The sequence below is a fragment of the Bradyrhizobium sp. OK095 genome (assembly GCF_900109945.1).
Taxonomy (GTDB): domain Bacteria; phylum Pseudomonadota; class Alphaproteobacteria; order Rhizobiales; family Xanthobacteraceae; genus Bradyrhizobium.
On record NZ_FOBX01000006.1, the window covers coordinates 319,529 to 339,850 of the forward strand.

At 64.3% G+C, this 20,322-nt stretch carries 22 protein-coding genes; 11 read left to right on the forward strand and 11 right to left on the reverse strand.

Annotated features, from left to right (window positions below; genetic code table 11):
• Positions 1-79: 79 nt before the first annotated feature.
• From BMW89_RS18245 to BMW89_RS18265, 5 genes are all read right to left on the reverse strand, one after another.
• Positions 80-706, reverse strand: a complete 627-nt coding sequence (locus BMW89_RS18245; protein ID WP_177196133.1) for a transglutaminase-like cysteine peptidase — start codon at positions 704-706, stop codon at positions 80-82.
• A 329-nt stretch (positions 707-1,035) separates the two neighbouring features.
• Positions 1,036-1,647 (reverse strand): PilZ domain-containing protein, encoded by a 612-nt coding sequence (locus BMW89_RS18250; protein WP_027536189.1) that lies wholly within the window; start codon positions 1,645-1,647, stop codon positions 1,036-1,038.
• Between the two features lie 68 nt (positions 1,648-1,715).
• Entirely contained in the window at positions 1,716-2,882 is a 1,167-nt protein-coding gene (locus tag BMW89_RS18255; protein WP_092028362.1) for an MFS transporter, read from the reverse strand.
• A gap of 81 nt (positions 2,883-2,963) precedes the next feature.
• Entirely contained in the window at positions 2,964-4,205 is a 1,242-nt protein-coding gene (locus BMW89_RS18260) for an MFS transporter (protein ID WP_283805328.1), read from the reverse strand.
• A gap of 318 nt (positions 4,206-4,523) precedes the next feature.
• Positions 4,524-5,123 carry a LysE family translocator gene (locus tag BMW89_RS18265; protein ID WP_092028364.1) on the reverse strand — a complete coding sequence of 200 codons (600 nt, stop codon included), beginning with the start codon at positions 5,121-5,123 and terminating at the stop codon, positions 4,524-4,526.
• 291 nt (positions 5,124-5,414) lie between these two features.
• Between BMW89_RS18265 and BMW89_RS18270 the strand changes: the two genes are divergently transcribed.
• From BMW89_RS18270 to BMW89_RS37365, 4 genes are all read left to right on the forward strand, one after another.
• On the forward strand, positions 5,415-6,566 hold the full coding sequence (locus BMW89_RS18270) for a zinc-binding dehydrogenase (protein WP_092028365.1): 1,152 nt from the start codon (positions 5,415-5,417) through the stop codon (positions 6,564-6,566).
• A gap of 3 nt (positions 6,567-6,569) precedes the next feature.
• Positions 6,570-7,052 carry a DUF5680 domain-containing protein gene (locus BMW89_RS18275; RefSeq protein WP_092028366.1) on the forward strand — a complete coding sequence of 161 codons (483 nt, stop codon included), beginning with the start codon at positions 6,570-6,572 and terminating at the stop codon, positions 7,050-7,052.
• A gap of 115 nt (positions 7,053-7,167) precedes the next feature.
• A complete protein-coding gene (locus tag BMW89_RS37360; protein WP_244547620.1) occupies positions 7,168-7,587 on the forward strand; it encodes a VOC family protein in 420 nt (139 codons plus the stop codon).
• A gap of 95 nt (positions 7,588-7,682) precedes the next feature.
• Complete coding sequence (locus BMW89_RS37365; RefSeq protein ID WP_143062780.1) at positions 7,683-8,195, forward strand: hypothetical protein; 513 nt, start codon at positions 7,683-7,685, stop codon at positions 8,193-8,195.
• A gap of 23 nt (positions 8,196-8,218) precedes the next feature.
• Here BMW89_RS37365 and BMW89_RS18285 read toward each other — a convergent pair whose 3' ends face one another.
• The gene (locus tag BMW89_RS18285) at positions 8,219-8,572 is read right to left on the reverse strand and encodes a cupin domain-containing protein (protein ID WP_092028367.1); all 354 of its coding nucleotides are present in this window, start codon (positions 8,570-8,572) and stop codon (positions 8,219-8,221) included.
• 399 nt (positions 8,573-8,971) lie between these two features.
• On the opposite strand from BMW89_RS18285, the gene BMW89_RS18290 reads away from it, so the two are divergent.
• Positions 8,972-10,930 carry a DEAD/DEAH box helicase gene (locus BMW89_RS18290; RefSeq protein WP_177196160.1) on the forward strand — a complete coding sequence of 653 codons (1,959 nt, stop codon included), beginning with the start codon at positions 8,972-8,974 and terminating at the stop codon, positions 10,928-10,930.
• Positions 10,931-11,008: 78 nt separating this feature from the next.
• On the opposite strand, the gene BMW89_RS18295 is transcribed toward BMW89_RS18290, so the two are convergent.
• The gene (locus BMW89_RS18295) at positions 11,009-11,302 is read right to left on the reverse strand and encodes a hypothetical protein (RefSeq protein ID WP_092028368.1); all 294 of its coding nucleotides are present in this window, start codon (positions 11,300-11,302) and stop codon (positions 11,009-11,011) included.
• Between the two features lie 90 nt (positions 11,303-11,392).
• On the reverse strand, positions 11,393-11,911 hold the full coding sequence (locus BMW89_RS18300) for a GNAT family N-acetyltransferase (RefSeq protein ID WP_177196134.1): 519 nt from the start codon (positions 11,909-11,911) through the stop codon (positions 11,393-11,395).
• Between the two features lie 138 nt (positions 11,912-12,049).
• Between BMW89_RS18300 and BMW89_RS18305 the strand changes: the two genes are divergently transcribed.
• Positions 12,050-12,436, forward strand: a complete 387-nt coding sequence (locus tag BMW89_RS18305) for a COG4315 family predicted lipoprotein (RefSeq protein WP_177196135.1) — start codon at positions 12,050-12,052, stop codon at positions 12,434-12,436.
• A gap of 181 nt (positions 12,437-12,617) precedes the next feature.
• On the opposite strand, the gene BMW89_RS18310 is transcribed toward BMW89_RS18305, so the two are convergent.
• The gene (locus BMW89_RS18310; RefSeq protein ID WP_092028371.1) at positions 12,618-13,172 is read right to left on the reverse strand and encodes a PAS domain-containing protein; all 555 of its coding nucleotides are present in this window, start codon (positions 13,170-13,172) and stop codon (positions 12,618-12,620) included.
• A 450-nt stretch (positions 13,173-13,622) separates the two neighbouring features.
• Between BMW89_RS18310 and BMW89_RS18315 the strand changes: the two genes are divergently transcribed.
• A complete protein-coding gene (locus BMW89_RS18315; RefSeq protein ID WP_092028372.1) occupies positions 13,623-14,444 on the forward strand; it encodes a rhomboid family intramembrane serine protease in 822 nt (273 codons plus the stop codon).
• Between the two features lie 190 nt (positions 14,445-14,634).
• Positions 14,635-15,063: a CBS domain-containing protein gene (locus BMW89_RS18320; RefSeq protein WP_092028373.1), complete on the forward strand. Its 429-nt coding sequence runs from the start codon at positions 14,635-14,637 to the stop codon at positions 15,061-15,063.
• A 22-nt stretch (positions 15,064-15,085) separates the two neighbouring features.
• Here BMW89_RS18320 and BMW89_RS18325 read toward each other — a convergent pair whose 3' ends face one another.
• Positions 15,086-16,114, reverse strand: a complete 1,029-nt coding sequence (locus tag BMW89_RS18325) for a patatin-like phospholipase family protein (protein WP_092028374.1) — start codon at positions 16,112-16,114, stop codon at positions 15,086-15,088.
• Between the two features lie 250 nt (positions 16,115-16,364).
• On the opposite strand from BMW89_RS18325, the gene BMW89_RS18330 reads away from it, so the two are divergent.
• The 3 genes from BMW89_RS18330 (at position 16,365) to BMW89_RS37935 (ending at position 19,280) form a co-directional block, all read left to right on the forward strand.
• Positions 16,365-17,438 carry an RgsD C-terminal domain-containing protein gene (locus BMW89_RS18330; protein WP_092028375.1) on the forward strand — a complete coding sequence of 358 codons (1,074 nt, stop codon included), beginning with the start codon at positions 16,365-16,367 and terminating at the stop codon, positions 17,436-17,438.
• 362 nt (positions 17,439-17,800) lie between these two features.
• Complete coding sequence (locus BMW89_RS18335; protein WP_092028520.1) at positions 17,801-18,784, forward strand: aldo/keto reductase; 984 nt, start codon at positions 17,801-17,803, stop codon at positions 18,782-18,784.
• A 352-nt stretch (positions 18,785-19,136) separates the two neighbouring features.
• Positions 19,137-19,280, forward strand: a complete 144-nt coding sequence (locus BMW89_RS37935) for a hypothetical protein (protein WP_244547621.1) — start codon at positions 19,137-19,139, stop codon at positions 19,278-19,280.
• Positions 19,281-19,289: 9 nt separating this feature from the next.
• On the opposite strand, the gene BMW89_RS18345 is transcribed toward BMW89_RS37935, so the two are convergent.
• A complete protein-coding gene (locus BMW89_RS18345) occupies positions 19,290-20,282 on the reverse strand; it encodes a zinc-dependent alcohol dehydrogenase family protein (RefSeq protein WP_244547622.1) in 993 nt (330 codons plus the stop codon).
• Positions 20,283-20,322 lie beyond the last annotated feature (40 nt).

A 20,322-nucleotide genomic window follows, 5' to 3' on the forward strand; every position in this document is an offset into this window, starting at 1 on the left:
CTGGGACGGGGAGGGGTGGGGATGTGACCGGGTCGCGTAACCTGTTGTCTCGTTCCTACTGATCGAATTACTGATCGAGCTACTGATCTCTTGCGCTGGCGGTGGAGACCGCCGGCTTGGTATCGCCGAGCGAGACCCAGACGTTGGGATCGGCCTGCGACTGGCGCTTGACGAAGCGGTAGCCGGTCTCCGTCCAGGCAATGACGTTCTCGTTCTGATTGTCGAGAACGAACTCGCCCTTGTCGGTCTTCACCGTCAGCACCGCGTGTCCTTCGCCCTTCTTGTCGCGCACGACGGTGATGAGCAGAGCCTCGCGAGGCCATCCGGCATCGATCAACATCTTGCGCTTCAGCAACACGTAGTCTTCACAGTCGCCGTAACCATCGGTCGGCAGCGACCACTTCTCGATCACGCCCCAGTGCTCCTGGTCGGTCAAAGGCTTGACGGTCTCGTTGACCCAGCGATTGACCTTGACCAGATCGCGCCACGCGGTCTGCGACATCACGATGTCGCGCGGCTGCGTCGGCCCGCCCTGGCACTGCGCGGAATTGTCCGCACAAAACTCGACCCAGCCGATCGGCGCACGCGTGGTGTCGCCGAGGCTCGCATAGAGCAGACGGCTCTCACCGGCCTGCACTGTCGCGCTGATCCCGAAGAGCATGGCAGCCAGCGCCAAACCCTTCCCCTGTCCCCTGAAGTCCAACATTGCGGCCCCCGTTTCTTGTTGGGACCACAATGCGCCGGAGCTTTTGAGTTGCCGCTAAGTCAGCCAAGTCAAGTCGAGACGAATGCAAGTAAAACAAGCGGCGAATTCGATCTATACTTGAATCGAATTCGACTAAAATTTGAGAATACTGCAATTGATTCAAATTTTAGCGGTTAACGCGGAAATGCTGGCGGAACCGATGGTTCCATGCGCGGGCGGGCCGCGCGTTAACCCGCGCGAGGCCGTCGCCGGACACGAAAAAGGCGGCGTCCGCATCGCGGAGGCCGCCTCTCAGGCTGGAAATACAGAGGTTTTGGTGCCTTCGCGCTTTACCGCGCGGTAACGCTCTCTTCGAGTGTCTCGATCGGCTGCGAGTGCAAGAACTCCAGCGCGAAGCCGTCTTCGAGGTTTCGGACCACGCGGCCCTGGACCCGGCCGAGCAGAACCGTCGATTTCAGCGGCGGGCGGTTCTCCGCGGCAATGGCGGCCCCGGACAGAGAAAGGTCGATGATGCGGCAGGTCATCTTGGTGCCGTCCTCGAGCGTCAGCACCGCGATCGGGTTGCGCGGCACGATACGGTCGTGGCGGCGGTCTTCCGGCAAATTGAGGATGTCGCGGTTGGCGAGCCAGGTCAGCTGGGCCGCGAGCTTGTCGCGCTTGCGGGGCGTAGCACCCACCGTCATGGCGAAGCCATTGTCGATGATGCGGGTGATCTTGCCCTCGACGCGGCCGATATGGTCGAGATAGGCGACCACGCGGTCGCCGACATTGCCGATGCCGGGGGCGAGCAGCGCGAGGCCCCCCGGCGACATGTTGATCACCTGGCAGGGGAATTCACGGCGGTCCGGCAGCATGTAGCGGCCGAGCAGGTGAACCTTCACCCGCTGGAAACGCCGTCGTTCCTCGGCGGCCGGAAGAAATTTTTTGTTCGCCAACGCCATTTTCACAACCCGACCCCCCGCCTGGCGGAGTCCGGCACGACCCTAAGGTGCACAGGGTTAATGCCGCGTTAGGATTGGGCGCGGCGATGACGGACAGACACAATGCGCTCGAAAAGCCACATCAGGGGCAAGCAGGCCAGCATGGCAAGCGCGCCGAGGTCCAGCGCGGCCGCCGCAGTCCCGGCCGATTTGGCCAGCCGCCCGGCGATCGCCGGACCCAGCGTCATCGCTCCATAAAAGACGGTATAGAACACGCCCATCCCGATCGCCCTGGTTTCCGGGGCGAGCACGCGGGCGGCGAGACTCATGATCGGACCGGCCGGAAAGCCGCCGATCAGGCCGATCAGGACGAGGACCGTGATCACGGCCTCCGACCGGCTCAACCAGACCAGCAGCGTGGCCACCGCGATGCTGGCTACGATCGCTAACATAAAGGGTCGCTTGAAGCGGTCGGCGAGAAAGCCGCCTGATGGCACCGAGATCACCGACAGCCACATCACGACGCTGATCGCCGAGCCTGCTGCGGCGATGCTCCAGCCCCGTTCGGCCAGCAGCGAGGGGCCGAACGAGAAGATCATGGCGAAGCCGACATTGGAGAGGCCCCAGATCACGCCCGCGACGATCAGCGCCAGGAGAGTCAGCGGATCAAGGCGCTCGGTGCCGGTCACGCCGGCCATTGTCCCCGGCGGCGGCTGATAGAGCGTGATCAGAATGATGCCGATCGAAGTCAGCGCACCGGCCGACAGAAACACCGCGCTCGCGCCATAGGCCGTGCCGATCGCCGGCTGCACCAGCAGCGAGATCGCAACGCCCGCCGGCCAGGAACTGATGAACATCGCCATCGCGGTGGCGATCTCCTTCCCCGTAAACCAGTCGGTGGCCATCTTGGCGAGCTGAACCGTCAGCAGCACGCCGCCGACGCCGGAGACGAGGCGGCCCGCGATCTGCCAGCCCCAGACGTCGGCGGTGGCCATGACGAGGCTGCCCGCCATCATCAGCAGCAGCGCCGCGATCGTCGTGGGTTTGTCGCCAAACGTCCGCCCGATCGCGCCGCCCGGCAGCGCCAGTACGACGCCCGGCGTGAAATAAATCCCGATCAGGATGCCGATATCGGCGAGGCCGACGCCAAATCTCTGTTGCAGCAGCGGCGCGACCGCCGCCACGCTCTGGAGCTGGAACGCAATGGTGAAGCGAACGGCGAACAGGACCGCAAGAATGCCCCAGCGATTGCGCAACGCGTCAACTCCCCCGCCATCATGGCAAGCGTGCTGCGGCGGGGTGAAGGAGTCAATGGGCTACATTCTGAGGTTGTGCCCTCACGCCTTCTTCGTCGCGCGCGGATACAGCAAGCAAAGCAGTGCCAGCAGTACGGCCGCGGACAGCCCGAGCGACCAGTGAATGCCGATCGCCGCCCCGAATACCCCAACGGTGATGCCGCTGAAGGCCCGCATCCCGAGCCCGGCCATGTTGTAGAGGCCGACGACGCGGCCGCGGATGTCGTGCGGCGCGTTCAGCTGTACCAGCGCCTGCGCCATGGTGTTGAAGGACAGCTCGAAGAAGCCGGCGAAGAACAGCAGCACGATCGCGACCGGATAGATTTTCACGGCGGCGAAGCCGAACAGCGCCACGCTCCAGAGCATCGCGAGTGTGATAGCGGTGCGCGGCGTGCCTTTCAGCCGTCCCCAGGATTCCAGCGCGATGCCGGCTAGCAGCGCGCCGCCGGCATCGGCTGCGAGCAGCACGCTATAGGACACGCCGGGATCGCCATGGCCGAGATCGCCGGCAAAGCCCGGCATCTGGGCGTGATAGGCATTGCCGATCATGAAGGATGTGAGGCCGGCAAGCCATGTCATCGCCGTTAGCACCGGCTGGGTGCCGATGGCGCGCATTGTCTCGATGATGTCGGCGAAGCCGCGCATGGCGAAGCGCCGCACGGCGACGCTCTTGTCGCGCACCGGCGCCCAGAATAGCCACAGCAGCATCGGCAGGTAGAACAGCGTGTTGAAGATGATGCCGTGCGAGGTGCCGAGCGTCAGCATGATCACGCCGCCGACGGCCGGTCCGACCAGGATGCCGAGATAGCGCGCCATCGCGTTGAGCCGCACCGCGCTCGGCAAATCGGCCGGGCCGACGAGGTCGTAGAGCAGCAACTGGTTCGGCGTCTGCCACAGCACGCCGGCGCAGCCGTGGATCACCAGCAGCAGCATCGCGTGCCACATCTGGATCGTATCGGTGATGAAGAAGAAGCCCCATCCGGCCGAGGCCACGATGAACAGCAGCATGCCGCATTGGATGATGCGGCGCGGATCGAACCGGTCGGCGAGCCCACCGACCGCAACCGAGAACAACAGGAACGGCAGCCAGTGCGACAGCACGGCAAAGCCTCCCAGCGTCGGCGAATGGAATTTCTGGAACACCACCCAATAGCTGATCACATGCTCGATATTGTCGGCCATCATCGCCAGCACGTAGGCGATGAACTGGAGGCGATACGGCACCGACTTCATCGCCGCGAACGAGCCGGACGCGGCCACGGGATTTTGGGGGAGGGGGTTCAAGCGATCACCTGGGTGGGACTCTTGCGGCCTTACACTTTTGCCGCCAACCGCTCAAGACACTTGGATGCGCCCGAGCATCTGCCATGCACTGCGGCCACGAGCTCAACGTCATCCTGAGGTGCTCGGCTTGCGATGCATTTGCGTCGGAAGCCGAGCCATCGGAGGATGGGCTACAGGCGCTTGCGGCCCATCCTTCGAGGCGCGCAAGAGCGCGCACCTCAGGATGGCGCTGAGCTTGTAGCGGCGATGTGTCCCGAAATGAGCGAAGCGCAATCCGGGACCGCTGGCCCCGCCTTCCGCTGTGCTTCTTGCTACGGGCTAAACGAACGCCAGCCCGGCAGCGATCAGCACCATCAATCCGAGCGTAACGTTGAGCGCGCGCTCGCCACTCGGCGACAGCAGCAATCGACGCAGGAACACCCCGACATAGAGCCAGATGATGTCGACCACAATCATGACCACGACCAGCAGGAACCACTTCGCAAGCGTGTCGTGTTGCGCGCTCTCCTTGATCAAGGTGTATGACGCAAGCAGGGACGCGAAGGCCAGATAGGCCTTCGGGTTCGTCATGCCAAGGAGAAATCCGGCCGCAGGCGAGGCGTGTGGGCCGCTGCGTTCCTCGGCGGTGTCTCCGACAGGGGACGATGCGATCTTGTAGGCGAGATAGATGAGGTAGACCGTGGCGGCGATCGTCATGACACGCAGTGCCGACGGAAACGCCGCCAGCAGCGAAAACAGTCCTGCAGCGGTCACGCCGGCGGCGATTGCGAGCCCCACCTGAAGTCCGAGAAAGTACGGCAATCCCCCGACAAACCCCCGGGCGCGACCGACCGCAATGAGCGCCGCGATCGCGGGACCCGGCGATCCCAGCAATCCCACGGCCGCAGTCAGGAATATGCCGAGTGCGACCATGTCCATTGCGAAACCCCCTCCGACGCTGTCGTTGGGTGATCCCTAGCGGGCCCGCACCAAACTGAGAAATTAATTATTTCGATCAGCCGCATCGATTTTCTGGATTGCGGGAGGGGGGAAGAGGATTGTGCGTTGAGTCCGTAGCCCGGATGGAGCGAAGCGTAATCCGGGGACGCCGGCCCCGAATTTGCGCTTCGCTCCATGCGGGCTACGAGACTGCGGCTTGGCACGAGCGCGCGTCTCACATACGCTTCTCCGCACCATCAATCATAACAAGCGGGCATCGAGGAAACAGCCATGGAACAGATTCGCGTCTGCACCCACGCAGGCCCGGGCAGCGAGCCCGTCATCCGCACCGTGCCATGGCCGAAGGTCTGCAAGAAGGCCGCGCTGATCAAGGTTGGCGCCTGCGGCGTCTGCGGCACCGATCTACATATTCTGAAGGGGCATTGGCCGAAGCCGCTGCCCTGGCCGTTCACGCTCGGGCACGAGATCGGTGGTGTCATCGTCGAATGCGGAGACGAATTCACCGAAGACTTCATGAGCAAGCCACTGAAGGTCGGCTCGAAGGTGATGATCCCGCCGCTGATGCCCTGCGGCAGCTGCTATTACTGCATCCATTATCCTGAGACCGCCAACAAATGCCTGACGCCGGTCTATTACGGCCGCTATCTCGGCTTCGACAAGGCGCCGCACATGTGGGGCGGCTGGGCCGAATATGTCTATGTCGATCTCGACATGCTGCCGGGCACCAAGATCTACAAATTGCCCGACGACATGTCGCTGCGCTTGGGGGCGCTGTCGGAGCCGCTGACGTCCTGCATCCGCGCCTTCAACCGCGCGACCCGCGCCGGTGGTTTCAGCTGGGGCGACACCGTGGTGATCCAGGGCTCGGGCCCGATCGGCATTCTCGCGGTGGCGGCCGCGAAGGAGATGGGAGCAGGACGCGTGATCTGCGTCGGCGCGCCGGAGGAGCCGCGGCTCAAGCTCGCACGCGAGTTCGGCGCGGAGGCGACGGTGAACATCGAAGAGATCAAGTCACCTCAGGATCGCATCGCCCGCGTGCGCGAGATCGTCGGTGGCTTTGGCGCCGATCTGGTGATGGATTGCTCGGGCCATCCGAGTGCCGGCCCCGAAGGCATCGAGATGCTGCGCGACGGCGGCACCTATGTCGAGATGGGCCAGTTCACCGATGCCGGCTCGATCGAGACCTCCTGGCACCGCATCTGCACCAAGGATCTCAACGTTCTCGGCTCATGGGGCTTTACCGGCAACGATCTGCCACTCGGTGTCGACATGCTTTACCGCACGCGGGACAAATATCCCTGGCTGAAGATGCAGACGATCTATCCGTTCACGGAAGCGGGCGTCGCGCAGGCGGTGAGGGATGCGATGGCGATGAAGACGGTGAAGTCAACCATCGTGCCGTGGCCGGAATTGGTGGAATAGGCAATGGCGTCAATTCAGCACGATCTCGCGGCATTCCTGGTCGAAGCCAAGCGCCGCACCTATGCGGGCCTCGACGACGATGCGACCGTGGCAAGGCCGCTGCTCGCCGGTTCAAAACAGCTCGAGCATCGCGCGCCGCCTTATGCCTATCGCGATATCTATTTCGGGATGGGATTTTTCGTTGGCCAAGAGACGGTGTCGCGGGACGAGGGCGTGATCTGGTCGATGAGCTACAGCGGCGGCGTCCGCGCCGAGATCACGGACCGGGACACTTTCCTCGCGATCTACAAATTCCTGCGCCAAGCGCTGCTGGCCATATCCGTCGAAGAACCCTATCGCGGGCCGCGCCTATTCGAGCTGGCCCGCATGGTCTATCGCAACGAGGTCGAAGGCGGGCTGGATCGCTTCCATGGCGTTGAGACGATTGCGCGACAGAATGGCGAGCCGCTGTATGAGCTGCGGTACAGTGGCGGCCTGCTGCGATAAATGATCCGTAGCCCGGATGGAGCGAAGCGTAATCCGGGATTCTCGCCCGTGTCTCCCGTATTTCGCTACGCTTCATACGGGCTACGTGCGGGCGTTTGGAATGAAGGATACGACGATGGACGAACAGACATCCGAACCAAACCGGCGCTCGCCCTTCCACGCGATCCGCGCGATCGACTACACCGTCATCTTCGTGCGCGACATGACCGCGATGCGCCGCTTCTACGAGGACGTTCTCGCCTTATCCGTGCTGCGCGAGCTCTCGCCCAACTGGATCGAGTACGGCCTCGGCAGCAATACGCTGGCTTTGGCCAGGCCGAGCCGCACCGCCGCCGATGCACCGACGCCGGCGGGGAGTGCCTCGCTGCAACTGGCCTTCAAAGTGTCCGCAACTGAGGTCGATGCATGCGCCGATGAGCTCGTGCGCCATGGCGTGGCGCTGCTCTCGCCGCCGACGAACCAGTCGTTTGGACACCGCACGCTGTTCTTCCGCGACCCCGACGGGAATTTGCTGGAGGTTTACGCGGAGATCTGAGACGCCCAAAAAGTTCCGTCGAAAATCCGCGAACTATTCACGCAGCGGTGAAACTTAGGCCCCAGTTCCGGCTTTCAGTTCGCGGGAGAGGTATCGTGAAGCAGATCCTGAAACCCGTCACTTACATCCTGGCCGCCATCTACTTCCTGGTGGATGCGGTCTTCATGGCCGTGGCCATGCCAATATCGCGCTGGATTGCGCGCCATGTCGAATTCAAGCGCTTGCGCGCCTGGATCAGATCGCTGCCGCCTTATCCGTCGCTCGCGCTGTTTTCCGTGCCCGTGATCATTCTGGAGCCGATCAAGCCGGTGGCTGCCTACCTCGTCGCAACCGGCCAGGTCGTGAGCGGTGCGGCGGCGTTCATCGGTTGCGAGCTGCTCAAGCTGGTGCTGGTCGAGCGCCTGTTCCATCTTACGCGTGACAAGCTGATGAGGATTCCGGCGTTCGCGTGGGCCTACGGGAAATTCACCGAGGTGAGGGCGTGGCTGCACGCCACCGAAGCCTGGCGGGTCGTTCGCGCCTTGAGCCGCACGGCGAAAGACTATGTTGCGTGGGCACGCGCGCGGCTGGTCGGCGGCTTCAGCAAGCTGGTGACCTCCAGGGACTAGAATCGCGCCACGCGCGTTGCCCTCTATGCGAGCTTGCGCGCTGCGGCGGTCGCCTTGTCGCCGGTGTTCGGCGTGCCGCTGGGCTCGATCAGCAGGAGATGAACCTCCTCGCGTGCCACCGGGCGATGCTCGACACCTTTGGGCACGACATAGAGTTCGCCCGGACCGAGCGTCACCGTGCGGTCCCGAAGCTCGATGTCTAGATGGCCTTTCAGGACGAGGAAGAAATCGTCGGTGTCGTCGTGCTTGTGCCAGGTGAACTCGCCCTTCACCTTCACCACCATCACGTCGCAATCGTTGAAGGTCGTGATCGTGCGCGGCGACCAGAGGTCCTGAAAGGTCGCGAGCTTGTCGGCAAGCGAAATGCTGTCGGCCATGTTTCCCCCTATCTTGCTCTCTCGTGAGGCACGATTTGGGATCGAATTGCGAACGCGACAAGACTGGCCGCCCGATACCCAGCCACGGCTGATCGCGCGCAGATTGAGCGAGAGAGGCGCGAAACGCCTCCGCTTTGGTACAAAATTTCGCCGTATCCGACAAAATGACTCGAAAACGCTGGATGTCGCGGGTCGGGCGGCCGGTAAGCTTATTCTCGATGCCGCCAAAGCCATGCGTCTTAGGCATGGTGATTTGCCTGCACTTGGCGTAAAGAGCGTGCAAATCAAATCACCACGCGTGCGGCCGGACCACATTTGCCGCGCATGCAGCTTCAGGTCGCGCGGCTTAACGTTCCGCGCCTGGACCAACCAAGGTTTTATCCCGTGTCTTTCCCGACCATGAGTGCGCCGCTCGCCCGAGCTTTGGCCGAGCGCAACTACGACAGTCCGACCCCCGTTCAGCTCGCTGTGCTCAAGGACGAGGCAGCCGACCGCGACCTCCTGGTTTCGGCCCAGACCGGCTCCGGCAAGACGCTGGCCTATGGTCTGGCCATGGCCCGGGAACTGCTCGGTGACGCCGAGCGGTTCGAGCGGGCGGGCGCGCCGCTCGCCTTGATCGTGGCGCCGACCCGCGAGCTCGCACTTCAGGTCCATCGCGAACTGGCCTGGATTTATCAGCACGCCAACGGGCGCGTCGTCTCCTGCGTCGGCGGCATGGACCCGCGCCGCGAGCAGCGCGAGCTTGAGGCCGGCGCCCATATCGTCGTCGGCACGCCCGGCCGGTTGTGCGATCATCTGCGACGTAACCGGCTCGACATCTCGGAATTGAAGGTCGTCGTTCTCGACGAGGCCGACGAGATGCTCAATCTCGGTTTTCGCGAGGACATGGAGTTCATCCTCAAGACCACGCCGGAGACGCGCCGCACCCTGATGTTCTCGGCGACCTTCCCGCGCGGCATCGTGGCGCTGGCCAAGCAGTATCAGCAGCAGGCGTTCAGGATCGAGGTCGCCGGCGACGAAGGCGGTCACGCCGACATCGAGTACCGGGCGATCCGGATCGCGCCCGCCGATGCCGAGCACGCGGTCGTCAACGTCTTGCGTTTCTATGAGGCGCCGAGCGCGCTGGTGTTTTGCAGCACGCGCGATCACGTCAGGCATTTGCAGGCGGCGCTGCTGGAGCGCGGCTTCTCCGTGGTCGCGCTGTCGGGCGAATTGACGCAGAACGAGCGAACAACGGCGCTGCAGTCGCTCCGGGACGGACGCGCGCGCGTCTGCGTGGCGACCGACGTCGCCGCCCGCGGCATCGACCTGCCGAGCCTCGACCTCGTCATCCATGCCGACCTGCCTAATGACGCCGAGGTCATGCAGCATCGTTCGGGCCGCACCGGCCGCGCGGGCCGCAAGGGGACCAGCGTCCTGCTGGTGCCGCCGATACGACGGCGGCGCGCGGAAATGCTGCTGAATGCCTCGGGGATCGACGCGGTCTGGGGCACGGCCCCGCAGGCGGAAGAAATCCGCAAGCTCGATCATGGGCGCATGAAGGACGTGTTGTTCACGGAGGAGGCCACTCCCGACGATCTGGTGCTCGCGCAGGCGCTGCTGGCCGAGCGGTCAGCTGAGGATATTGCCGCCGCACTCGCGCGGCTCTATCGCGCGCGGCTGCCGTCGCCCGAAGACATCCTCGATCCCGGCGAGCGAAGTAGCAGCCGGCCGCGTGACGATCGCGGTCGCGACAATGTCCGTGCGCCGCGCGACGACGCCCGCAATTCGCGCGGTGATGATCGCCCCGAAAGGCTTCGACCGAAATCGGGGAAATCGTCGCCGAAACACGGCATGGGGGAGGCCACCGTCTGGTTCCGGGCCAACATCGGACGGAAAAAGAACGCGGAAGCGCGCTGGCTCTTGCCGATGATTTGCCGTCGTGGCGGCATCGACAAGGGCGACATCGGCGCCATCAAGATCATGGACACGACGACCGAGTTCGAGATTTCCGAGCGGGTCGTGGAATCCTTCGCTGCCAAGATCAAGCGTCCGGACAAGGAAGACAATATCCGCCTCGAGCAGATGGCGGACGCGCCGCAGCGGCAAGCGCCTGCGGAAGAGCGATCACACACGCCCCGGCGCGAGAGCCAGGATATCGATCATCGTGAACGGCGCGATGATCGCCCGCGCGACAAGAGTGAATTCAAGCCACGCGGAAAGCCGCACGGTGAGCGCGCGCCGAAATTCGACGATGCGCCTTCCTTCGGAAAGAAAAAGCAGCACAAGAACAAGCCGGGCCACGCGGAGCCCGCGGTCACGCAGTGGCCCGGGAAGGGCGCGCCCGGGAAAAAGGCGAAGAAGAAGCATCGCGGCTGAACGGCCGCCTGTTAGTGCCGACAACAATGATGCCGCCGGATCGCTCCGGCGGCATCATGATCTCTGGGACGTGTGAGCTCAGCGGCCGCCACCACCACCACCTCCGCCTCCGCCGCCGCCACCGCCACCGGCATCACGCATCGCCGAAATGTAGCGGGGGTCGGTCTGCTTCATGTAAATGGGCGAGGTATCCCGATCGGTGCGAACGCGGCGTCCGCCCTGCTGCGGGGCTTCGATGAGGCCGGTGCAGCCCTCGAAGAAGGCAAACTCGCAGCCATAGGTATGGACCTGCGCGGCGTTGGCGCTGGTCGCGCCGAACGCGGCTGTTGCAGCGAACGCAAGCAATGCAACTTTCGACAATGTGAGTTTCATGGAAATTCTCCAGCCTCGGTGTGGCGAGACCGGAACGGCTCGCACACAGCTTCGACGGGGGCCGGCTGTGTCAGGTTCGAGGCGGGCCCTTCACGCCCGCGTGACCCGGTCCGCGAGGTCGCGGAGCATGTAGATCGCACTGTCGCCGTAGGATGCGAGCTTTGCGCGTAGTTCCGCATCCGCAATGACCGGCCGAAAGCCGAGACGCTCCCACAGCGGCCGCGTGGCGTAGACCGAGACGAGCGCGAGCATCGCGATGCCGGAAGCACGTGCCAGCTCTTCGATCGCTGCAACGTAAGCGCGCGAGGTGCCGCCGCGAAAGTCCGGCAGCACGGCAACGTCGTGCACGTACAGGCAATCCGCGTCGTCGGGCAGTCGTTCGAGGAAACCGTCGAGTGGCGGAATTCGGTGCTGCGTCCAGGGATGCGCAAGGCCGTAACCAACGATCTCTTCGGTGGTGACGAGCACGCGGCAGCCTTCGGGATAGAGCCGCATCTTTTCCGCGAACACGTCGGGACGTTCCGGCAGGCCGGGATGAATGCGCGCCGCGATCGCGCTGATCGCCGGCAGATCGGAGGCGCGCGCGGGGCGCCAATGCGGCTTGCTCATGTCGGTCCGTCTCACGTCATCCAGTTTATTCCGTAGCGAAGATGCGCGCAGCGAAAAATATCGTTGCCGCGGCGCAAGGAATACGACGCCTCGTGCGGCGTCCTATTCCTGCAAGCCAATTGCATGACAGGAGATATCATGACGTCCCCGATCCGCCTCGCGCTCACGCTCGCCGTGTCGCTCGCAATCATCCCCGCCGCCTTCGCCGCGCCGCCGACCAAGACCGGCAAGACCGACAAGGGCAACGTGCTTACCGACGCCAAGGGCATGTCGCTCTACACCTTCGACAAGGACGCGGACGGCAAGTCGGTCTGCAACGGTCCGTGTGCGACGAACTGGCCGGCGCTGAAGGCCGAGGCCAGCGATGCCGCCGCCGACGGCTACACCATCATCACCCGCGACGACGGTTCGAAGCAGTGGGCCCACAAGGGCAAGCCGCTCTACACCTTCGCCAAGGACCAGAAGGTCGGCGACATCACCGGCGACGGCTTTCTGAACGGTGCCTGGCATCTGGCGATGCCGTAGGAAGGATGCCGATAATCGGCAGCTGAGATTGGTCTCGTGCACCGGACGCAACGCAGCGTCTCTTCGACGATGCGCTGCAGAGCCGGGGCCCATTTCCCCGCGCAGCCGCGTGTAGCCTTCTGGGTCCCGGCTCTGCGCAGCAACGCTACGCGTTGCAGCGCGTCCGGGACACAAGAGAGAGCTACCTCAGCCCCTCATACACCATCAACCCGCGTGCGATCTGCAATTTGCGGATCGCGCGGGGCAGGAGTTTCTCCGGCTGGTGCAGATAGCGCCAGGAGGTGAGGGTGAAGCGACCAAGCGCGCTGCATTCGTCGCCGAACGGTGCGAGCACGCCAGTGACGCTGACCGGCGTATGCGGGCGGGCGTTGAAGGGCAGCAGCAGCAGCTCGAGATGCGCCTTGCTGCCGTCTTCGCGTGCGGCGGTGACGCCGGCGATCGCACCCAACGTCTCGTCGGCGACGATGGTCGTGATCTCCTCGATCTCGCGGCGGCTCGCCTCGTTGAACAGCGCCATAAAGCTCTGGTCCTTGAGATCGCACCCGGCGAGCGCGCAGACGCGCGTTCCGGCGACGCGGAACGGGAAACCGAGATTGGGCTCGCAGGAGAGGACAAAAATGTCACCGAGCAGCCCGCGGACGGCGGCCGGATCGATATCGGCCCTGTCAGGGGCCCGCGCAGTGCCGCGCTTGTTGTCCCAATATGCGAAGAACTCGCGGCTCGACGGATGTTTCATGACCGAATGCTAATCCCGGGGTGCAACCTCGCGGGACAGACCTGTCCCGCTTCAGTGCACCCGCGATCCCTGTGTTGTTGTGCAGGAGGGGATTTGCAGCGTCCATGCCGCAGGGGCGTTTTCGTACCCGTTAAGGCTGCCTTTGCGTCGTTAACGTTAAATTAACTACGCGCTTCCCGTCCGCGGCCCCGCTGCTATGGTGATCGCGGTCGCAAGCCTCGCCGCTTTCTCCAGGTTCTCGGCGGGGCCTGTACACAGGCGTCAAACAGTTTGGCCACGGGCCGGGGAGGGGTGGGGATACACCTTCATTCCTCTGGTGCCGGAAGGCCGACACGGACAGGCAGGGCTTTCCCAGGGCCCTGCCTTTTCCTTTTGTGCACTTGCGCAAGGCCGGCAAAGGCGACTATCTCCAAGGCTGTTGCTCAGATCGCGCCTGAAAGCGAAGCTGCCTTGGATTCTCCGCCAAATTCTCCGCCGCAAGATCCTCAGCCGGACCTGCCGGCCGTCACCGAGGAGGCTCCGCGCGAGCCGATCCTGACGCTGCCTTTGGCGCTGACCGCCTACATCCTCCTGCTGGCGGTGATCCATCTGCGGGTGTTGCTGCCGCCGGAGCTGGAGAACTGGACCATCGACGTCTTCGGCTTCATCCCGCAGCGCTACGATTCCTCGCTGCTGAACTTGCAGATCCCCGGCGGGGCCGGCGCAAAAGTCTGGAGCTTCGTCACCTATTCGCTGCTGCACGCCAATCTCACCCATATCGGCTTCAACGTGCTGTGGCTGCTGCCGTTCGGCAGCGCGCTGGCGCGGCGCTTCGGCGCTGTCAGGTTCTTCCTGTTCATGGCGGTGACGGCGGCGGCCGGTGCGCTCGCCCATCTCGTCACCCATGAGCATGCGATGGCGCCGATGATCGGCGCCTCGGCCTCGGTGTCGGGTGCGATGGCAGCCGCGATCCGCTTTGCTTTCGGGCGCGGCAGCTTCCTGTCGTTTACCCGTTCCGACGCCGATACCGCCGCAAAGGTTCCCGCATTGCCGCTGTTGCGTGCGCTGCGCGATGGCCGCGTGCTCGGCTTCCTCGCGGTGTGGTTCGGCGTCAACATCATCTTCGGCGTCGGCGCGATCGGGGTCGATGCCGAAACCACGAGCGTCGCCTGGCAGGCCCATATCGGCGGCTTCCTTGCCGGGCTCCTGCTGTTCGCGCTGTTCGATCCCGTGCCGCGCGTGCGAAGCGATGCTGCGGATGCGTCATCACAGGACGTTTCAGACCGTATTTGAAGCGGCGCTTGCGGCGCGGCCCGAATTCATCCATCATTCCGTTGAAGAATGTTCCGAAGCGACAAGCCCGTAGAGGTTTTGCTTCGTAAAGCGCCCGAGCGTGAAGCCGGCGCCAAAACTGTTAGTTGAAGACTCGAAGAACAAGTCCGGACCGCCAAAAGGCGGACGGCTCCGATTCAGGGAGGCGACAATGACGGTACGTTCCATTCTCAATACCAAGGGCCACCAGATCATGAGCGTCGAGCCGGACGCCAAGCTGTCGGCCGCGACAAAGCTGCTCGGTGAGAAGAAGATCGGCGCGGTGCTGGTGATGAACCAGAGCCGGCTCGAAGGCATCCTGTCCGAGCGCGACATCGTGCGTGTGATCGGCGAGCGTGGCGCGGCGGCGCTTGAGGAGCCGGTCTCTCAGGTCATGACCCGCAAGGTCGTCACCTGCAAGGAGACCGACACGGTCGCCGAGCTCATGGAGATGATGACGACAGGCAAGTTCCGCCATCTGCCCGTCGTCGACAACGGCAAGGTGGTCGGCCTGATCTCGATCGGCGACATCGTCAAGCGCCGCGTCCAGGAATACGAGAACGAGCAGGAAGCCCTGCGCGACTACATCAAGACGGCCTGAGCGGACTTTACGCGTCCGCCTCTCACTCGTCCGCTGGAGACGCGTTACCCGCGGGCGCCGGTGCGAGCACTGCGATCGCCTCCTGGATCGACTCCAGCGCGCGCTCGGCGGCGCGGGTGCCGTGTGCGATCAGATCCTCGCTGCGGTGGAAGTCGAACCAGCCGAACTGGCCGACCCGCGGCGTGATCAGAAGATCCGGCGGATCGCCGGCAAGGCGGGCGCGCGTAATGCGGTCCTGCATGATGTTGAAGGCATCGACCATCACTGAGGAGATGCCGGGCCGTCCGCCGCTGCCGAAGAACTCGCGCTTCATGGTTTTCTCCGGTGAGAACAACCGCGGAAAGCGCCGCTTGGCAGTCGTCTCTTCTGGCTCGGCCGCGACCGGCTGGGGCATCGCGCCGTGCGAATAGATCGTCGTGGAATGGGTGAAGATGTCGCTGGAGAGATTTGCCGCGATGACGATTTCGGCGCCGAGCGCGCGGGCGGCCGAGACCGGCACCGGGTTCACCAGCGCGCCGTCGACCAGCCAGCGGTCGCCGATCAGCATGGGCTGGAAGATGCCGGGCAGGGCATAGGAGGCGCGCATCGCGTCGACCAAGCGGCCACGCGTCAGCCAGATCTCGTGGCCGGTACGGACCTCGGTCGCGACGGAGGCGAATTTGATGGGGAGGTCCTCGATCAGGGTCTCGCCAACCGCGTCCTCGAGGCGGTTTGCCAACTTCTCACCGCCGAGCAGGCCGGAGCCGTTGAGGCGGATGTCGAGATAGCCGAGGATGTTGCGCATCCCTTGCAGACTGCGTCCCCACTCTTCCAGCGTATCGAGCCGGCCGGCCGCATGGAGGCCGCCGACCACGGCGCCGATCGAGGTCCCGACCACGACATCGGGCACGATGCCGTTGGCAGCCAGGGTTCTCAGGATTCCGATATGGGCAAAGCCGCGCGCCGCGCCGCCGCCGAGTGCAAGGCCGATGACTGGCCGGCGGATGCTACCAAGGCCGACCTTTTCGCCGTTCGAGCCGTTCGCGCCCCGACCCTTCAAGATGTCCAGCACTAAAACTCTCCTACGCCGGGGCCCGCCCGGGTCATCAGACTAGGCACCGCACTTGCCGTCCGCCAGAACCGGGGCGAAGCATGGTTTATGCCGCTTTGGGGAGGGCGCTGGGCAGGAGTATGGCGAGTGGCGGTTGCCTGAAGTCTAATCACGCAGGCGTCAACCGGGTTCCATAGAACAGTATCAAGGCCGTAGTTCCTGGGGTATCAAAGGCTTGAATTCGCCGCGTTTTCGGTGAAAAGCAGGTGACATGACACGCGGGGGTGACGGCATCATCGGATGGCGGCGCAGCGGCAGGCTGCTGCCGGCGCTGATCGTTGCCGCGTGCCTTTTTACCCTCGGCCAAAGCCCTGCGCAGGCGCAGCTTTTCTCCGATCGTCCGCCGCCGGTGCCCCCGGCCTCGGTGCCCGACCCCGGCGGGCCTGCGAACCTGGCGCCGCCCTCGGGTCCTGGCGCTGGCCCCCTGAGCCTGCCGCCGACCTTGACGCAGCCGGTGACGCCGAGCATGCCCCCGCCGGCTGTCACGACCGTGCCGTCGGCCCCGCCGCTCAACGCGGCCGTGCCCGGACAGGGCGTGCTGTCGCTGACCGCGAAATACGGCAAGGACACCCCGGCGATCACCAGCGGCCTGGTCTGGAGGGTCTTTGCCGACCGTCCCGACGAGAACGGCACCTTCAAGCTGATCAAGGAAGATCGCAACGCCACGCCCAACATCGTGTTGCCGCCCGGCAATTACGTCGTGCACGTCGCCTTCGGTCTCGTCAGCGCGGTGCGTACCGTCAGCCTGAAGGCCGAGACCGACCGCGAATCCTTCGTGTTGCCGGCGGGCGGCCTGCGCATCGAGGGCCGTGTCGGCACCAGCCGCATTCCGCAGAACCAGATCTCGTTCGCGATCTACAAGGGCAGCCAGTTCGAAACCGGCGAGCGCGCCTCGCTGGTGCCGAATGTCGCCGCCGGCGACGTCGTGCTGATCCCTGAGGGCACCTACTACATCATCTCCAATTACGGCGATGCGAACTCGGTGGTGCGCTCGGACATCCGCGTCCAGGCCGGCAAGCTCACCGACGTCACCATCACCCACCGCGCCGCCGTGATCACGCTCAAGCTCGTCAGCGACAAAGGCGGCGAGGCGCTTGCCAACACCGCCTGGTCGGTGCTGACCCCCGGCGGCGACGTCATCAAGGAATCGATCGGCGCCTTCCCGCGCGTCGTGCTCTCCGAAGGCGAATACCGCGCCATCGCCAAGAACGAAGGCAAGGTCTACGAGCGCGGTTTTAATGTCGTCAACGGCGTCGACGGCGAAGTCGAAGTCGTCGCGCGCTAGTCTTCGTGTCCCGGACGCGGTGCGGCGTGTAACGCCGCTCCGCAGAGCCGGGACCTAGGAAGCCCCGTGTTCATCTGATGGATGGGCCCCGGCTCAGCAGCGCACCGTCGAAGAGACGCTGCGCTGCGTCCGGGGCACGAGAGTGTACTTTCGACGCACAACCGCTTCCTCACCGTCATTGCGAGCTCAGCGAAGCAATCCAGAATCTTCCTGCGGAGAGACACTGGATTGTTGCGCCGCGCAGTCAGTGCGGGCCATTCATGAATCCCGATCATTAGTTCATGCCGATTTTATCACCTAATCGCAGGCCCGCGGGCGGCTTAAATTCGCAGCCGAACATGATCTTCAAAGGAGAGCTGCAAATGCAGACACGCAAGCTTGGCAAGAGCGGTCTCGAAGTCTCGGCCCTCGGCCTCGGCTGCATGGGCCTGAGCTACGGCTATGGCCCGGCGACCGAGACGTCGCAGGCGATCGCGCTGATCAGGACCGCTGTCGCGCGCGGCGTGACGTTCTTCGACACCGCCGAGGCCTATGGTCCGTTCGCCAACGAGGAGCTGTTGGGCGAGGCGCTGGCGCCGTTCCGCGACAAGGTGGTGATCGCCACCAAGTTCGGCTTTAGGGGCGGCAAGGTCGAGGCCGGGCTCGACAGCCGGCCTGCCAATGTCAAGGCGGTGGCGGAGGCCGCCTTGAAGCGGCTCAAGACCGACCGCATCGATCTGTTCTACCAGCACCGCGTCGATCCCGACGTGCCGGTCGAGGACACCGCCGGCGCGGTGAAGGATTTGATCCGCGAGGGCAAGGTGCTGCATTTCGGCCTATCGGAGGCGGGCGCGCAGACCATTCGCCGCGCTCATGCGGTGCAGCCCGTTACTGCATTGCAAAGTGAGTATTCGCTGTGGTGGCGCGAGCCGGAGCAGGAGATCCTGCCGACGCTGGAAGAGCTCGGCATCGGATTCGTTCCCTTCAGCCCGCTCGGCAAGGGCTTTCTGACCGGCGCGATCACCGAAAGCACGACGTTCGACAGCAGCGATTTCCGCAACATCGTACCGCGCTTCTCATCCAGCGCACGAAGGGCCAATCAGACGCTGGTTGAACTGCTCGGCGAGATCGCAGCAGCGAAGAAGGTGACGCCGGCGCAGATCGCGCTGGCCTGGCTGCTGGCGCAAAAGCCCTGGATCGTGCCGATTCCCGGCACCACCAAGCTGCACCGGCTCGAGGAAAATCTCGGCGCGGCGGTGGTAACGTTGTCTCAAGCCGATCTTGCTGCGATTGCGGACGTGCTGGCGAAGGTCGCGGTGGAAGGCGATCGCTATCCCGCCCATCTCCAGGCGCGAGTCGGCCGCTAGAGCCCGTCATTGAGGTTCGGTGAGCATTCGCTTACCGGACCTCTCATGCCTGTGTTCCGATTTGAATGCCTTTGTGAGCGCTACCAAGCTGTGTCGGAAGGCCGACGAACACCGGCAGCATCGGCTTATTCCACGGTTGCTGCGACATCGTCACGGCCGGTGGATGATACGTAATTCCGATAATCAATTTTATTCTCTTTCCATCCTGCTGCGTTATATGTCGGGCATCCGTCTAACGGGGGAGGCCGGAGCAGGCGTGCGCTTGCGAGACCGGTAGGAGCAGGGGACCCAGCCCGTCGGCATGTTCGAAGTGATCCTTAACAGGCGCAAAAGGTTTGGTTGGCGGTGGCAGGTGTGTGACCAGTCCGGCAAGATATTTGCCGACGGGTTCGAGCGCACCCGGCCGGCCGCCAAATATCATGGCGAGCGCGCATTGTTCTTCCTGTTGTCGCAGGCCTATCTCCGCAATCGCTCCGCGGCGTCGAGCGAGGACTAGCGGCGCGCGTCAGACGTCGACGACCAGCTTGCCCTTGGCGGCGTGATCGCGGATCAGAGCGTAGGCGTCACCGACATTCTCCAGCGTGAAATGCCTGGGATCGAGCAGGGGCATGAGCTTGCCGGCTTCAGCCAGGCGGCTCGCCTCGGCCATGATCTCTCCGTGATGTGCGCGGCCTTCGCCTGACAGCAGCGGCAGCAGCGTGAAAACGCCGGAATACGTGGCGGCGCGGAACGAGAGCGGCGCAAGCGCATGCGTGCCCCAGCCGAGCGCGCTTACCACATGGCCAAAGCGGCGCACCGCTTCGAAGGAAGCATCGAGCACCTTGCCGCCGACGGTGTCGTAGACGACGTCGAAGCCGCGGCCGCTCGTATGCCCTGCGACGTAGGCAGCGATAGCGGTGTCCCGGTCGATGAAGGTCGCGCCGAAAGCTTCGATGGTGGTGCGCTGCGATGCCGAGCCGGTCGCGAAGACCTTTGCTCCGAAAGCACGCGCGATCTGAATCGCGACATGGCCAACGCCGCCCGCGCCGCCGTGGATCAGCACCTTCTGGTCCGCCTTCAGGGACGCACGGTCGATCAGGCCTTCCCAGGCCGTGATGAAAATGAGGGGCAGGGCGGCCGCCTCCCGCATGCTGAGATTGACGGGCTTCAACGCCAGAAGGTCGGCATCGACGGCCGCGAATTCAGCCAGCGATCCCTGCACACCGCCGACGCCTCCGGTCATCCCATAGACCTCGTCGCCCGGCTTGAACCGCGTCACCTCGCGTCCGGTCTGCTCGACCACGCCGGCCAGATCAATGCCAGGGATCGCGGGCAGCGGATGGCGCGCATGCGCCGCGGCGCCGGCGTGGATCTTGGTGTCGAGCGGATTGACCCCGCTCGCGCGCACCCGCACCAGCACTTCGCGTGGACCGATTTCCGGCGTGGAGACGGTTGAGAGGCGCAGCGGCGCGGTGTGCGTCTCGAGGATGGCCGCGCGCATGGTCGATGGTCTCGTCATGGTCGTCTTGCTCCGTTGTCGGCCTCCAATATGCCCATGA

Excerpts from the sequence above, each read along its gene's own strand:
- BMW89_RS18245 (WP_177196133.1), bottom strand. The coding sequence starts at position 706 with ATGTTGGACTTCAGGGGACAGGGGAAGGGTTTGGCGCTGGCTGCCATG.
- BMW89_RS18250 (WP_027536189.1), bottom strand. The coding sequence starts at position 1,647 with ATGGCGTTGGCGAACAAAAAATTTCTTCCGGCCGCCGAGGAACGACGG.
- BMW89_RS18265 (WP_092028364.1), bottom strand. The coding sequence starts at position 5,123 with ATGGACATGGTCGCACTCGGCATATTCCTGACTGCGGCCGTGGGATTG.
- BMW89_RS18270 (WP_092028365.1), top strand. The coding sequence starts at position 5,415 with ATGGAACAGATTCGCGTCTGCACCCACGCAGGCCCGGGCAGCGAGCCC.
- BMW89_RS18275 (WP_092028366.1), top strand. The coding sequence starts at position 6,570 with ATGGCGTCAATTCAGCACGATCTCGCGGCATTCCTGGTCGAAGCCAAG.
- BMW89_RS37360 (WP_244547620.1), top strand. The coding sequence starts at position 7,168 with ATGGACGAACAGACATCCGAACCAAACCGGCGCTCGCCCTTCCACGCG.
- BMW89_RS18285 (WP_092028367.1), bottom strand. The coding sequence starts at position 8,572 with ATGGCCGACAGCATTTCGCTTGCCGACAAGCTCGCGACCTTTCAGGAC.
- BMW89_RS18290 (WP_177196160.1), top strand. The coding sequence starts at position 8,972 with ATGAGTGCGCCGCTCGCCCGAGCTTTGGCCGAGCGCAACTACGACAGT.
- BMW89_RS18295 (WP_092028368.1), bottom strand. The coding sequence starts at position 11,302 with ATGAAACTCACATTGTCGAAAGTTGCATTGCTTGCGTTCGCTGCAACA.
- BMW89_RS18300 (WP_177196134.1), bottom strand. The coding sequence starts at position 11,911 with ATGAGCAAGCCGCATTGGCGCCCCGCGCGCGCCTCCGATCTGCCGGCG.
- BMW89_RS18305 (WP_177196135.1), top strand. The coding sequence starts at position 12,050 with ATGACGTCCCCGATCCGCCTCGCGCTCACGCTCGCCGTGTCGCTCGCA.
- BMW89_RS18310 (WP_092028371.1), bottom strand. The coding sequence starts at position 13,172 with ATGAAACATCCGTCGAGCCGCGAGTTCTTCGCATATTGGGACAACAAG.
- BMW89_RS18320 (WP_092028373.1), top strand. The coding sequence starts at position 14,635 with ATGACGGTACGTTCCATTCTCAATACCAAGGGCCACCAGATCATGAGC.
- BMW89_RS18330 (WP_092028375.1), top strand. The coding sequence starts at position 16,365 with ATGACACGCGGGGGTGACGGCATCATCGGATGGCGGCGCAGCGGCAGG.
- BMW89_RS18335 (WP_092028520.1), top strand. The coding sequence starts at position 17,801 with ATGCAGACACGCAAGCTTGGCAAGAGCGGTCTCGAAGTCTCGGCCCTC.
- BMW89_RS18345 (WP_244547622.1), bottom strand. The coding sequence starts at position 20,282 with ATGACGAGACCATCGACCATGCGCGCGGCCATCCTCGAGACGCACACC.